The sequence below is a fragment of the Streptomyces sp. HUAS ZL42 genome, from assembly GCF_040782645.1.
In the GTDB taxonomy this organism is placed as follows: domain Bacteria; phylum Actinomycetota; class Actinomycetes; order Streptomycetales; family Streptomycetaceae; genus Streptomyces.
Genome location: NZ_CP160403.1, coordinates 7168326 through 7182016 on the forward strand (window position 1 = coordinate 7168326; position 13691 = coordinate 7182016).

A 13691-nucleotide genomic window follows, 5' to 3' on the forward strand; every position below is an offset into this window, starting at 1 on the left:
GTCGCGCCGCGCGAAGAAAGATCTACTATCGGGTAGTTTCACCTGCTCCGCAGCCTCGCAGAGCCCCACGCGGACCCGGTAGCGTGAACTGTCGACCCGCCCTCCCGTCTTGCGCCACCACCCTTCCAACGAGCGCTATCGCGCGCCCCTTCTTGATTCCACAGGAGAGTCCACGCCGTGCGCATCGCAGTCACCGGCTCCATCGCCACCGACCACCTCATGACCTTCCCCGGCCGCTTCGCCGACCAGTTCGTCGCGGACCAGCTGCACACGGTCTCGCTCTCCTTCCTCGTCGACAACCTCGACGTGCGCCGGGGCGGCGTCGGCGCGAACATCGCCTTCGGCATGGGACAGCTGGGCACGAAGCCGATCCTGGTGGGCGCCGCGGGCTTCGACTTCGACGAGTACCGGGCCTGGCTGGACCGGCACGGCGTCGACACCGGCTCGGTCCGCATCTCCGAGACGCTGCACACCGCCCGCTTCGTCTGCACCACCGACGCCGACCACAACCAGATCGGCTCCTTCTACACCGGTGCCATGAGCGAGGCCCGTCAGATCGAGCTGAAGACCGTCGCCGACCGCGTCGACGGCCTCGACCTGGTCCTCATCGGCGCCGACGACCCGGAGGCGATGCTCCGGCACACCGAGGAGTGCCGCACCCGCTCCATCCCGTTCGCCGCCGACTTCTCCCAGCAGATCGCCCGCATGAACGGCGACGAGATCCGGATACTGCTGGAGGGGGCGACGTACCTGTTCTCGAACGAGTACGAAAAGGGCCTCATCGAGTCCAAGACCGGCTGGACGGACGAGGAGATCCTCGGCAAGGTCGGCCACCGCGTCACCACCCTCGGCTCGCGCGGCGTGCGCATCGAGCGCGTCGGCGAGGACCCCATCGAGGTCGGCTGCCCCGAGGAGGAGCGCAAGGCCGACCCGACCGGCGTCGGCGACGCCTTCCGCGCCGGCTTCCTCTCCGGCCTGGCCTGGGGCGTCTCCCTGGAGCGCGCCGCCCAGATCGGCTGCATGCTCGCCACGCTCGTCATCGAGACGGTCGGCACGCAGGAGTACCAGCTGCGCCGCGCCCACTTCATGGACCGCTTCACCAAGGCGTACGGCGATGACGCGGCCGCCGAGGTCCGCAAGCACCTCGCCTAGTCAGGAGACGCGGCGGACCACATACGCCGAACCGTGGTCCGCCGGCTCCTCACCCACGTACTCCTGACCCCGCATCTCGCACCACGCGGGGATGTCGAGCCGGGCCGCCTCGTCGTCCGAGAGCACCCGGACCGTGCCGCCCACCGGCACGTCCCCGATGACCTTCGCCAGCTCGATCACCGGAATCGGGCAGCGCCTGCCCAGCGCGTCCACGACGAGCGCGTCGTCGCGTACGGCCGCGGGGGAAGTCGGCGCTCCCAGCTTCTCCCGTACGGCCGACACCGCCTCGGGTAGCACCGACAGGAAGCGGTCCACGTCCTCCTCCGCGGCCCCCGTCGGCAGCGACACCCGCACATTGCCCTCGCTCAGCACCCCCATCGCCTTCAGCACATGGCTCGGCGTCAGGGTGCTGCTCGTGCAGGACGATCCGGACGAGACGGAGAAACCGGAGCGGTCCAGCTCGTGCAGCAATGTCTCTCCGTCGACATAGAGACAGGAGAAGGTGACGAGTCCCGGCAGTCGCCGCGCCGGATCCCCGACCACGTCCACGTCCGGCACCAGCTTCGGCACCCGTGCCCGGATCCGGTCCGTCAGCTCCCGCAGCCGTACCGCCTCGGCCGCCGCCTCCGCCCGTACCGCCCGCAGCGAGGCCGCCGCGGCCACGATCGCCGGGATGTTCTCGAACCCGGCGGCCCGCCCCGACTCCCGCTCGTCGACCGGGCCCTGGGCCGCGAACCGCACACCCTTCCGCACGACGAGCAGCCCTACTCCCGCCGGCCCGCCCCACTTGTGGGCACTGGCCGTCAGCAGCGACCAGTCACCCTCCACCCGTCCCCAGCCCAGCGATTGAGCCGCGTCCACCAGCAGCGGCACACCGGCCTCCCGGCACACCGCGGCCACGGAGGCCACCGGCTGCTCCGTCCCCACCTCGTGGTTGGCCGACTGCAGACAGGCGAGCGCGGTGTCGGGGCGCAGGGCTTCCCCATACGACTCCACGGCCACCGCGCCCGTACGGTCCACGGCCACCTGTGTCACCGTCCCGCCGTCGGCCTCGTGCAGCTCCGCCGAATGGAGCACCGAGGAGTGTTCGACCGCTGACACGATCAGGTGGCGTCCCACCCGCCGCCGCCCTGCCAGCGCCCCGGCGATCCCGGAATGCACGGCCCGCGTTCCGGAGGACGTGAACACCAACTCGTCCGCCCGGCACCCCACCGCCTCGGCCATCGCCTCCCGCGCGGCATCAAGCAGCAGCCGAGCCCGCCGCCCCTCCCGGTACAACCGCGCAGGATCGGCCCACCCCTCGTCGAGCGAGGCGGCAAGAGCCTGCCGGGCAACGGGATGCAGGGGAGCGGCGGAAGCCGCATCGAAGTAAGCCACACAGCAACGCTAAGCGTCCTGAAGGGGCGCGGGGAACTGCGCGAGAAACCACAACGGAACCGCAGCCGCAAACGCGACCGAACTCCCCTGGCTATTAGGCGCCCCCGCCAGGCAACCCCCCTTCGGGCTGACCCGCGGCGCGTATGGCACCCCTCCCCGCGAACCGCCGGATGGCGTCCAGTAGGGTTTGGTCCGCATAAACATCAAACCCCTGCCCGACGCAGGGCGGCGACCGACCAGCGAGAAGGCCGCAGCCGAACCGCGCGGGCGAGACTCTCGGGAAGGCGCTACGTGAGTCCCAACGGCTCCGACCGCTCGCCGCGGCGCCCGATGCGGCGGAAGCTGCTGCAGGCAATGACCGCGGGCCTGGTCCTGGCGACCGCCACCGGTTGCACATGGGAGGACTTCCCCCGCCTTGGTATGCCCACCCCGACCACGGAAGAGGCTCCGCGGATCCTCTCCCTGTGGCAGGGTTCCTGGGCCGCCGCGCTCGCCGTCGGCGTGCTGGTGTGGGGACTGATCCTGTGGAGCGCCATGTTCCATCGGCGCAGCCGCACCAAGGTCGAGGTTCCTCCGCAGACCCGGTACAACATGCCCATCGAGGCGCTGTACACGGTCGTACCGATCATCATCGTCTCGGTGCTGTTCTACTTCACCGCTCGCGACGAGTCCAAGCTCCTCAGCCTCGAGAAGAAGCCCGACGTCACGGTCAACGTGGTCGGCTTCCAGTGGAGCTGGTGCTTCAACTACGTCGCGGACGTCGAAGGTTCCACCGGTGACGCGAAGACCGACGAGAACCTGGCCGCGATTCCGGACCGGTTCAAGAAGGACTTCCCGGACAACGCGGGCGGTGTCTACTCCTGCGGCACCCCCGGTGAGCGGAACCCGCAGACCAACAACCCGGGCCCGACCCTGTGGCTCCCCGAGGGCAAGACGGTCCGCTTCGTCCTGACCTCGCGCGACGTCATCCACTCCTTCTGGGTGGTGCCGTTCCTGATGAAGCAGGACGTCATCCCGGGCCACACCAACGCCTTCCAGGTGACCCCCAACAAGCAGGGCACCTTCCTGGGCAAGTGCGCCGAGCTCTGCGGCGTCGACCACTCCCGGATGCTGTTCAACGTGAAGGTCGTCTCCCCCGAGCGCTACGAGCAGCACCTCAAGGACCTCGCCAAGAAGGGGCAGACCGGTTACGTTCCCGCGGGCATCGAGCAGACGAGCCACGAGAAGAACCGGGAGACGAACAACCTGTGAGCATCCTCAACGAACCCCAGGGTGCCGCCGCAGCTGAGGACTCGTACGAGAACGAGCTGCCGGTCAGGCGCAAGCAGCCCGGCAATGTCGTGGTGAAGTGGCTGACGACCACCGACCACAAGACCATCGGAACGCTGTATCTGGTCACGAGCTTCGCGTTCTTCCTGATCGGTGGCGTGATGGCGCTCGTCATGCGCGCCGAGCTGGCCCGGCCGGGCCTGCAGATCATGTCGAACGAGCAGTTCAACCAGGCGTTCACGATGCACGGCACGATCATGCTGCTGATGTTCGCGACGCCGCTGTTCGCCGGCTTCACGAACTGGATCATGCCGCTGCAGATCGGCGCGCCGGACGTGGCGTTCCCGCGGCTGAACATGTTCGCCTACTGGCTGTACCTGTTCGGCTCGCTGATTGCGGTGGCCGGCTTCCTCACCCCGCAGGGCGCCGCCGACTTCGGCTGGTTCGCCTACGCCCCGCTGTCGGACGCGGTCCGCTCGCCGGGCGTCGGCGCCGACATGTGGATCATGGGTCTGGCCTTCTCCGGCTTCGGCACCATCCTCGGCTCGGTCAACTTCATCACCACGATCATCTGCATGCGCGCACCCGGCATGACCATGTTCCGCATGCCGATCTTCACCTGGAACGTGCTGCTGACCGGTGTCCTGGTCCTGCTCGCCTTCCCGGTGCTGGCGGCCGCGCTGTTCGCCCTGGAGGCGGACCGCAAGTTCGGCGCCCATATCTTCGACCCGGCCAACGGCGGAGCGTTGCTCTGGCAACACCTCTTCTGGTTCTTCGGCCATCCAGAGGTGTACATCATCGCGCTGCCGTTCTTCGGCATCATCAGTGAGGTCATCCCGGTCTTCTCCCGCAAGCCGATGTTCGGCTACATGGGCCTGATCGCGGCGACCATCTCGATCGCGGGTCTGTCCGTGACGGTGTGGGCGCACCACATGTATGTCACCGGCGGTGTGCTGCTGCCGTTCTTCTCCTTCATGACCTTCCTGATCGCGGTCCCGACCGGTGTGAAGTTCTTCAACTGGATCGGCACCATGTGGAAGGGCTCGCTGTCCTTCGAGACGCCGATGCTGTGGGCGACCGGCTTCCTGATCACCTTCACCTTCGGTGGTCTGACCGGTGTCATCCTGGCCTCGCCGCCGATGGACTTCCACGTCTCCGACTCGTACTTCGTGGTGGCGCACTTCCACTACGTCGTCTTCGGCACCGTGGTCTTCGCGATGTTCTCCGGCTTCCACTTCTGGTGGCCGAAGTTCACCGGCAAGCTGCTCGACGAGCGCCTCGGCAAGATCACCTTCTGGACGCTGTTCATCGGCTTCCACGGCACCTTCCTGGTCCAGCACTGGCTGGGCGCCGAGGGCATGCCGCGCCGGTACGCCGACTACCTGGCAGCCGACGGCTTCACCGCCCTGAACACGATCTCGACGATCAGCTCGTTCCTGCTGGGCCTGTCGATCCTGCCGTTCCTCTACAACGTGTGGAAGACGGCCAAGTACGGCAAGCCGGTCGGCGTCGACGACCCGTGGGGCTACGGCCGCTCGCTCGAGTGGGCGACCTCCTGCCCGCCGCCGCGGCACAACTTCCTCACCCTGCCGCGGATCCGCAGCGAATCCCCGGCGTTCGACCTGCACCACCCTGAGATCGCCGCGCTCGAGCAGCTGGAGTACGCCGGCCACGGTGCCGACGCCATCTCGGGCGGCAAGGAGGCCGGCAAGTGAGAATCCAGGGCAAGATGTTCATGTGGCTGAGCGTCTTCCTCCTCGCCATGGCGATCGTCTATGGCGTGTGGTCGAAGGAGCCGGCCGGCACCACGGCCCTCTTCCTGGCCTTCGCCCTGAGCATCATGATCGGCTTCTACCTGGGCTTCACCGCCCGGCGGGTCGACGCGGGTGCTCAGGACAACAAGGAGGCGGACGTCGCGGACGACGCCGGCGAGCTGGGCTTCTTCAGCCCGCACAGCTGGCAGCCGCTGTCGCTGGGCATCGGCGGCGCGATCGCCTTCCTCGGTGTCGCGGTGGGCTGGTGGCTGCTGTACTTCGCCGCCCCGATCATCCTGATCGGCATCTGGGGCTGGGTCTTCGAGTACTACCGCGGTGAGAACCGCACCCAGTAGCACACCCTGAGCGCCCGGGAGCCCGGACCCACCGTCACGGAGGGTCCGGGCTCCTGCGTTTGCCGCAATTGCGATCACTCGTACGTGTCACCCAGCGCGCCGCAGTTGACGAGCCTTCCTAGCGTGAAGGCATGAGCAACAGACCCCGCCCTCGCACCGTCGTCAGCTGCACGACGCTGGTGATCGCCCTCTGCGCGGGCGTCACCGCCTGCGGCTCGGACGGCAATCCCCTCTCCTCCCGCCCGTACGACGCCTCGGACCAGATCGCCTTCAACGGCCCCTCCGGCGACGGCAAGAAGGCCGACCCGGACAAGCCCCTGGAGGTCACCTCCGAGGACTCCGACGACCGCATCACGGACGTCACGGCCGTCGACAAGGCAGGCCGCTACGTGGCCGGCGAACTCTCCGCCGACGGCACCCGCTGGCACAGCACCGAACCCCTCGCCGCCAACGCCCACTACACGGTCCGGGTGAGCACCGAGGACGAGGACGGCGCCCCCGGTCGCAAGGTCCTCACCTTCGACACCGGCAAGCCCTCCGGCAAGAACCGCCTGGACGTGAAGTTCGGCCCCAAGGCCGGCAAGTACGGCGTCGGCCAGCCCATAACCGCCGAACTGAACAAGCCCGTCAAGGACAAGGCCCAGCGGGCCGTCGTCGAACGCGCCCTCAAGGTGGACTCCACGCCCTCCGTGCAGGGCGCCTGGTACTGGGTGGACGACAAGGAACTCCACTACCGGCCCCAGGAGTACTGGCCCGCCCACGCCACGATCCGGGTGCACAGCAACCTGGACGGCATCAAGATCAGCGACCGTCTCTGGGGCGGCAGTGCCAAGCCGGTCGAGCTCACCACGGGCGACCGTGTCATAGCCGTCACGGACGCGTCGTCCCACTCGATGACGTTCTACAAGAACGACCAGGAGATCAAGCAGATCCCCGTCACCACCGGCAAGCCCGGCTTCGACACCCGCAACGGCGTCAAGGTCGTACTGGGCAAGGAGTCCTTCGTACGTATGCGCAGCAGCACGGTCGGTATCGCCGAGGGCTCCTCGGAGTCGTACGACCTGCCCGTCTACTTCGCGACCCGCGTCACCTGGAGCGGCGAGTACGTCCACGCCGCCCCCTGGTCCGTGGGCTCCCAGGGCTACGCCAACGTCAGCCACGGCTGCACCGGCATGAGCACGTCCAACGCCGAGTGGTTCTTCGACAACGTCCGCGAGGGCGACATCGTCAAGGTCGTCAACAGCAACGGCGACACGATGGAACCGTTCGGCAACGGCTTCGGCGACTGGAACCTGGACTGGACGAAGTGGCACGCGGGCAGCGCGCTGACAGCCGGCACACCGAACAGCACAGGCCCGCAGGACACGGCAAGGCTCAGACCGACGGCAGTGTGAGACACCTGGGAACCATGGGCGCGGGGCTGTATCGACATGCGGCTCCGCCGTGTGGGCGCGACCAGCCACCGTACGCCCGCAGTCGCCCGAAACCCGCACCCCCGCCTTCTTGGGCGCTCAGGCGCTCAGCAGCCTCTTCTGCCGCAGCAGAGCAGCCAGGGCACCGGCGAACTCCACCGGCTCCACCGGCAGCGTCACAGCCGCATCCGCGCGGCTCCACGTGGCCAGCCAGGCATCCTGAGGCCGCCCGATGAGCAACAGCACCGGCGGGCAGTTGAAGATCTCGTCCTTGATCTGCCGGCAGACGCCCATGCCCCCCATGGGCACCGCCTCGCCATCAAGGACGGCGACATCGATGCCCCCCTTGTCCAGTTCGCGCAGCACCGCTTCGGGGGTCGCGCACTCCAGGAACTCCACGACGGGAACGTCCGGCGCCGGCCGCCGCCCGGTGGCCAGCCGCACCTGCTCGCGGGTGTTGGAATCGTCGCTGTAGACCAGCACCGTGGCGGTCGGCTGCATGCTTCCTCCGGGACCTCAGCGTCGTACGGACAGAACCGATGCGGCGGATGCTACTCCCTTCAACACCACGTCAACAGCGGTCCGGAAGGCAGAGACACTCCGAACGGCACCCCCCGGAGTGAGGGCGGGATAAGCGACCGACATAATGTCGGTCGTGGCGACAGCAACGACAGTAGATACCGGGCACGCGCACCCGTCGGTCAACCGGCCGAACCTCACCAGCGTCGGAACCATCATCTGGCTGAGTTCCGAGCTGATGTTCTTCGCGGCCCTCTTCGCGATGTACTTCACCCTGCGATCGGTGACGGGTCCTGATCACTGGAAGGAAATGGCCGAGGCCCTGAACTTCCCGTTCTCGGCCACGAACACCACGATCCTGGTGCTCTCCTCCCTCACCTGCCAGCTCGGCGTGTTCGCGGCCGAGCGCGGTGACGTGAAGAAGCTCCGGGGATGGTTCATCGTCACCTTCATCATGGGTGCGATCTTCATCGGCGGTCAGATCTACGAGTACACCGAGCTGGTCAAGAAGGACGGGCTCTCGCTCTCCTCCGACCCGTACGGCTCGGTGTTCTATCTGACCACCGGCTTCCACGGCCTGCACGTGACGGGCGGTCTCATCGCCTTCCTGCTGGTCCTCGGCCGTACCTACGCGGCCCGGAGGTTCACTCACGAGCAGGCGACCGCCGCCATCGTCGTGTCCTACTACTGGCACTTCGTCGATGTCGTCTGGATCGGCCTCTTCGCCACGATCTACATGATCAAGTAGCCGGGCCCGATCCCGCGCGCGCTCCATGAGCGCACACCCACAAGCATCGACGCAGAAGATCCTGACACCGGGGTAATCCGTGAAAAAGCTCTCCGCACGACGACGCCATCCGTTGGCGGCGCTCGTCGTCCTACTCCTCGCGCTGGCATGCACTGGGGGGCTGTACGCCGCGTTCGCGCCCGCGGACAAGGCGCAGGCCGACGAAACCGCCCAGTCCCTCGCCATTGACGAGGGCAAGAAGCTCTACGCCGTCGGCTGCGCCAGCTGCCACGGAAAGGACGGTGGAGGCACCTCCGACGGTCCGAGCCTGGTGGGCGTGGGCGCCGCGGCCGTCGACTTCCAGGTCGGCACCGGCCGTATGCCGGCGGCGACCTCCCAGGGCGCGCAGGTGCCCCGGAAGAAGGCCGTCTACACGCAGGCCGAGATCGACCAGCTGGCCGCGTACATCTCTTCCCTGGGCGCCGGTCCGGCCGTCCCGACCGAGGCCCAGTACAGCCCGGAGGGCGCGGACATCGCCAAGGGAGGCGAGCTCTTCCGCAACAACTGCGCCATGTGCCACAACTTCACGGGCAAGGGTGGTGCGCTCACCAAGGGCAAGTACGCCCCGAGCCTCGAGGGTGTGGACCCGAAGCACATCTACGAGGCCATGCTGACCGGCCCGCAGAACATGCCTGCCTTCCCGAACACCACGCTGACGGAGCAGAACAAGAAGGACATCATCGCGTACCTGAACGCGGTCAACAGCGATGAGACCGAGAACCCCGGTGGTCTCGAGCTGGGCGGGCTCGGGCCGGTCAGCGAGGGTCTGTTCGCCTGGATCTTCGGCCTCGGCGCGCTGATCGCGGTCGCCGTCTGGGTCGCCGCTCGGACCGCAAAGGCCAAGAAGTCATGAGTAGCCACGACATTCCAGAAGAGAACCTGCCCGCTGAGCAGGACGAACGTGCCGTAGCGCTGGCGGACGAGAAGAACCCGTTCGCCGACCCGGGGCTGCCGCCCCACGAGCACCGCATCCAGGACGTCGACGAGCGGGCCGCCAAGCGGTCCGAGCGCACGGTCGCCTTCCTGTTCACGCTGTCGATGCTTGCCACGGTCGGCTTCATCGCCTCGTACGTGGCGATCCCCGCCGACAAGTCGATCTTCGTGTTCCCGATCGGGCACCTCAGCGCGCTGAACTTCGCGCTGGGTCTGACGCTCGGCACGGCGCTGTTCTGCATCGGGGCGGGCGCGGTCCACTGGGCCCGCACGCTGATGTCCGACGTGGAGGTCGCCGACGAGCGCCACCCGATCGAGGCATCCCCGGAGGTCCGCGCGAAGGTGCACGCGGACTTCAAGCAGGGCGCCAAGGAGTCCGCGCTCGGCCGCCGCAAGCTGATCCGCAACACGATGCTGGGCGCGCTCACCCTCGTGCCGCTCTCCGGTGTCGTGCTGCTGCGCGACCTCGGCCCGCTGCCCGGTACCTCGCTGCGCCACACGCTGTGGGCCAAGGGCAAGCTGCTCGTCAACATGAACACGAACGAGCCGCTGCGTCCCGAGGACGTCGCCGTCGGCTCGCTCACCTTCGCCAAGCCCGAGGGCCTGGAGGAGCACGACGAGGAGTTCCAGAACGAGATCGCCAAGGCGGCCCTGATGATCGTCCGGCTCCAGCCGGACGACATCAAGGACAAGCAGGAACTCGAGTGGTCCCACGAGGGCATCGTGGCCTACTCGAAGATCTGCACCCACGTCGGTTGCCCGATCTCCCTGTACGAGCAGCAGACGCACCACGTGCTGTGCCCCTGTCACCAGTCCACCTTCGACCTCTCCGACGGCGCCAAGGTCATCTTCGGCCCGGCCGGTCACGCCCTGCCGCAGCTGCGCATCGGCGTGAACGACGAGGGCTACCTCGAGGCGCTCGGCGACTTCGAAGAGCCCGTCGGTCCTGCATTCTGGGAGCGCGGATGAGCACCAACGAGAACACCGAGGCCCGGCGCGGCAAAGCGCCGGCCGGCGAGCGCGTCGCCGACTGGGCCGACGGCCGGCTGGGGATCTACTCCCTGGCCAAGGCCAACATGCGCAAGATCTTCCCCGACCACTGGTCGTTCATGCTGGGCGAGGTCGCGCTCTACAGCTTCATCATCATCATCCTCACGGGTGTGTATCTGACGCTGTTCTTCCACCCGTCGATGAACGAGGTGGAGTACCACGGCAGCTACGTCCCGCTGCAGGGACAGCTGATGTCCGAGGCGTTCAGCTCGACCCTGCACATCTCCTTCGACGTGCGCGGTGGTCTGCTCATCCGGCAGATCCACCACTGGGCGGCGCTGATCTTCCTCGCGGCCATGTTCGTGCACATGATGCGTGTGTTCTTCACGGGCGCGTTCCGCAAGCCGCGTGAGATCAACTGGCTGTTCGGCTTCCTGCTGTTCGTCCTGGGCATGTTCACCGGCTTCACCGGTTACTCGCTCCCGGACGACCTGCTCTCCGGCACCGGTGTCCGCTTCACCGAGGGTGCGATCCTGTCCATGCCGATCGTCGGCACGTACATCTCGTACTTCCTCTTCGGCGGCGAGTTCCCCGGCCACGACTTCGTGGCCCGGTTCTACTCGATCCACATCCTGCTGCTGCCGGGCATCATGCTCGGCCTGGTGGTGGGCCACCTGATCCTGGTCTTCTACCACAAGCACACGCAGTTCGCGGGTCCCGGAAAGACCAACAAGAACGTCGTCGGCATGCCGCTGCTGCCGGTGTACATGGCGAAGGCCGGCGGCTTCTTCTTCCTGGTCTTCGGTGTCATCGCGGCCATCGCCGCCATCGCGCAGATCAACCCGATCTGGGCCATGGGCCCCTACCGTCCGGACGTGGTGTCGACCGGCGCCCAGCCCGACTGGTACATGGGCTTCGCCGAGGGTCTGGTCCGCTACATGCCGGGCTGGGAGGTCAACTTCTGGGGTCACACGCTGGTCCTCGGTGTGTTCATCCCGCTGGTGCTCTTCGGTGTGGTCCTGGGAGCGATCGCGCTCTACCCGTTCATCGAGTCCTGGGTCACCGGCGACAAGCGCGAGCACCACATCCTGGACCGCCCGCGCAACGCCCCGACGCGTACCGGGTTCGGTGTCGCCTGGATCACGGTGTACATGATCGGCCTGGTGGGCGGTGGCAACGACCTGTGGGCCACGCACTTCCACCTGTCGATCAACGCGGTCACCTGGTTCGTCCGGATCAGCTTCTTCGTCGGCCCCGTCGTCGCGTTCATCGTCACCAAGCGGATCTGCCTCGGTCTGCAGCGCCGCGACCGGGACAAGGTGCTGCACGGTCGCGAGACCGGCACCATCAAGCGCCTGCCGCACGGTGAGTTCATCGAGGTCCACGAGCCGCTCAGCCAGGAGGCGCTGCACACCCTCACGGCGCACGAGCAGTACAAGCCGGCCGAGATCGGCCCGACCGTCGACGAGAACGGTGTCGTACGCAAGGTGAAGGGCACCGAGAGGCTGCGCGCCAAGCTCAGCGAGGCGTACTACGGCGAGGACGCCCAGATCCCGAAGCCGACCGTCGAGGAGTACAAGGAGATCACGAGCGGCCACGGCCACCACTGATCACTGCGTCGCCACGTCACGGCAAGGGCCCCGTCCGGTGTTCGGACGGGGCCCTTCGCCGTACCCGCCGGCTGGATAGGGTGGAGCCGTTGAGACTCGCGTCCCGTAGTCCGGGACACATCTGACCCAGGAGCGGCTTATGAGCGCTGTGACCCCCGCTGGAGGCGACACCGCGGCGGGCCGTTCCTGGCCCGAGGTGCTGAACGCCCTGCTGTACGGCCACGACCAGAGCGCCGACGCCGCGTTCTGGGCGATGGACCAGATCATGCGCGGCGAGGCGACGGACGCCCAGATCGCCGGGTTCGCGGTGGCGCTGCGGGCCAAGGGCGAGACGGTGCAGGAGATCACCGGCCTCGTGGACGCCCTCTACCGGCATGCGAACGTGATCGAGGTGCCGGGGGCGACGGTCGACGTCGTCGGCACGGGCGGCGACGGCGCGAAGACGGTGAACATCTCCACGATGTCCTCGATCGTGGTCGCCGGCACGGGCGCGAAGGTCGTGAAGCACGGCAACCGGGCCGCGTCCTCCGCGTCCGGGGCGTCGGACGTCCTGGAGAAGCTCGGCGTCAATCTCGAGCTGACGCCGAAGCGTGTGGCCGAGGTCGCCGAGGAGGCCGGGATCACCTTCTGCTTCGCGGTGAAGTTCCATCCGGCGCTGCGTCATGTGGCGGCGGCACGCGGCCAGTTGGGCATCCGGACCGTCTTCAACTTCCTCGGTCCGCTGGCCAACCCGGCCAAGGTCAGGGCGCAGGCGGTCGGTGTCGCCGACCTGCGCATGGCGCCGATCATGGCGGGCGTCCTCGCCGAGCGCGGCAACTCCTCGATCGTGTTCCGCGGCGACGACGGCCTCGACGAACTGACCACCACGTCCACGTCCCGGGTGTGGATCGTGCGCGACGGCAAGGTCACCGAGGAGACCTTCGACCCGCGGGAGGTCGGCGTCGACCTGGTGCCGGTGGAGGCGCTGCGAGGCGCCGACGCGTCGTTCAACGCGGAGGTCGCCCGCCGGTTGCTGGACGGCGAGACGGGCCCCGTGCGGGACGCCGTCCTGCTGAACTCGGCGGCCGCGCTCGTCGCGTTGGAGCCCGGGGACGGGCCGCTCGCGGAGCAGCTCCGCGCCGGGATGGAGAAGGCGGCTCAGTCCATCGACTCGGGCGCGGCGAAGCGGACGCTGGAGCGCTGGGTGGCCGTGAGCAACGCCTGAACCCCGCACGCCGTGTGACGCAAGGCGCAGTCCGGATCCCGGACTGCGCCTTGCGCGTTGCTGATCGTGTGGCAGGATGTTTGACAGGTCATGAGTGACAGCCATTCGGCCCCGGCCGGCTGTCCGGCAACCCTCCGTCCGTGGCGGGGTGCCCCGGGTGAGGACCAGGTCGTAGGCAGCGAGGTCTACGGCAAGCGCGGACCCCTCGCACGCTTCTGAAAGTGTGGGGCCAGGGGTCCTGGTCAGCCGAGGGAGCCTTCTGTGAGCAAGCGAATGCGATAGGGCCGCAGAGCCCCGCCTCCGCATCCCCTTTTCACCTTTCCCGTGC

The 13691-nt window shown here is 67.8% G+C and carries 12 protein-coding genes and 1 riboswitch; of the genes, 10 read left to right on the forward strand and 2 right to left on the reverse strand.

The window, feature by feature from the left end; genetic code table 11:
- Positions 1 to 177 precede the first annotated feature (177 nt).
- Positions 178 to 1152 carry a carbohydrate kinase family protein gene (locus ABZO29_RS32580; protein WP_367323755.1) on the forward strand — a complete coding sequence of 325 codons (975 nt, stop codon included), beginning with the start codon at positions 178 to 180 and terminating at the stop codon, positions 1150 to 1152.
- Here ABZO29_RS32580 and ABZO29_RS32585 read toward each other — a convergent pair whose 3' ends face one another.
- Positions 1153 to 2529 carry a cysteine desulfurase/sulfurtransferase TusA family protein gene (locus ABZO29_RS32585; protein ID WP_367323756.1) on the reverse strand — a complete coding sequence of 459 codons (1377 nt, stop codon included), beginning with the start codon at positions 2527 to 2529 and terminating at the stop codon, positions 1153 to 1155.
- Positions 2530 to 2820: 291 nt separating this feature from the next.
- Between ABZO29_RS32585 and coxB the strand changes: the two genes are divergently transcribed.
- The 4 genes from coxB to ABZO29_RS32605 all read left to right on the forward strand — a co-directional run bounded on the left by coxB (position 2821) and on the right by ABZO29_RS32605 (position 7302).
- The gene (coxB, locus tag ABZO29_RS32590; protein WP_367323757.1) at positions 2821 to 3780 is read left to right on the forward strand and encodes a cytochrome c oxidase subunit II; all 960 of its coding nucleotides are present in this window, start codon (positions 2821 to 2823) and stop codon (positions 3778 to 3780) included.
- Entirely contained in the window at positions 3777 to 5513 is a 1737-nt protein-coding gene (ctaD, locus tag ABZO29_RS32595; RefSeq protein ID WP_367323758.1) for a cytochrome c oxidase subunit I, read from the forward strand. The genes coxB and ctaD overlap by 4 nt, the downstream gene beginning before the upstream one ends.
- Complete coding sequence (locus ABZO29_RS32600) at positions 5510 to 5908, forward strand: cytochrome c oxidase subunit 4 (protein ID WP_367323759.1); 399 nt, start codon at positions 5510 to 5512, stop codon at positions 5906 to 5908. The genes ctaD and ABZO29_RS32600 overlap by 4 nt, the downstream gene beginning before the upstream one ends.
- Before the next feature lie 131 nt (positions 5909 to 6039).
- Positions 6040 to 7302, forward strand: a complete 1263-nt coding sequence (locus tag ABZO29_RS32605) for an Ig-like domain-containing protein (protein ID WP_367323760.1) — start codon at positions 6040 to 6042, stop codon at positions 7300 to 7302.
- Positions 7303 to 7419: 117 nt separating this feature from the next.
- Here the strand turns inward: ABZO29_RS32605 and ABZO29_RS32610 are convergent, their stop codons facing one another.
- Positions 7420 to 7821 carry a hypothetical protein gene (locus ABZO29_RS32610; RefSeq protein ID WP_367323761.1) on the reverse strand — a complete coding sequence of 134 codons (402 nt, stop codon included), beginning with the start codon at positions 7819 to 7821 and terminating at the stop codon, positions 7420 to 7422.
- A gap of 145 nt (positions 7822 to 7966) precedes the next feature.
- Between ABZO29_RS32610 and ABZO29_RS32615 the strand changes: the two genes are divergently transcribed.
- The 5 genes from ABZO29_RS32615 to trpD all read left to right on the forward strand — a co-directional run bounded on the left by ABZO29_RS32615 (position 7967) and on the right by trpD (position 13363).
- Positions 7967 to 8587 carry a heme-copper oxidase subunit III gene (locus ABZO29_RS32615; RefSeq protein ID WP_367323762.1) on the forward strand — a complete coding sequence of 207 codons (621 nt, stop codon included), beginning with the start codon at positions 7967 to 7969 and terminating at the stop codon, positions 8585 to 8587.
- Positions 8588 to 8666: 79 nt separating this feature from the next.
- A complete protein-coding gene (locus ABZO29_RS32620) occupies positions 8667 to 9479 on the forward strand; it encodes a c-type cytochrome (RefSeq protein WP_367323763.1) in 813 nt (270 codons plus the stop codon).
- Entirely contained in the window at positions 9476 to 10528 is a 1053-nt protein-coding gene (locus ABZO29_RS32625; RefSeq protein ID WP_367323764.1) for a Rieske 2Fe-2S domain-containing protein, read from the forward strand. Before ABZO29_RS32620 ends, ABZO29_RS32625 begins: the two co-directional genes overlap by 4 nt.
- A complete protein-coding gene (locus ABZO29_RS32630; RefSeq protein ID WP_367323765.1) occupies positions 10525 to 12159 on the forward strand; it encodes a cytochrome bc complex cytochrome b subunit in 1635 nt (544 codons plus the stop codon). The genes ABZO29_RS32625 and ABZO29_RS32630 overlap by 4 nt, the downstream gene beginning before the upstream one ends.
- Positions 12160 to 12298: 139 nt before the next feature.
- Positions 12299 to 13363 carry an anthranilate phosphoribosyltransferase gene (gene trpD, locus ABZO29_RS32635; protein ID WP_367323766.1) on the forward strand — a complete coding sequence of 355 codons (1065 nt, stop codon included), beginning with the start codon at positions 12299 to 12301 and terminating at the stop codon, positions 13361 to 13363.
- A gap of 86 nt (positions 13364 to 13449) precedes the next feature.
- Positions 13450 to 13566: riboswitch (SAM riboswitch) on the forward strand.
- Positions 13567 to 13691 lie beyond the last annotated feature (125 nt).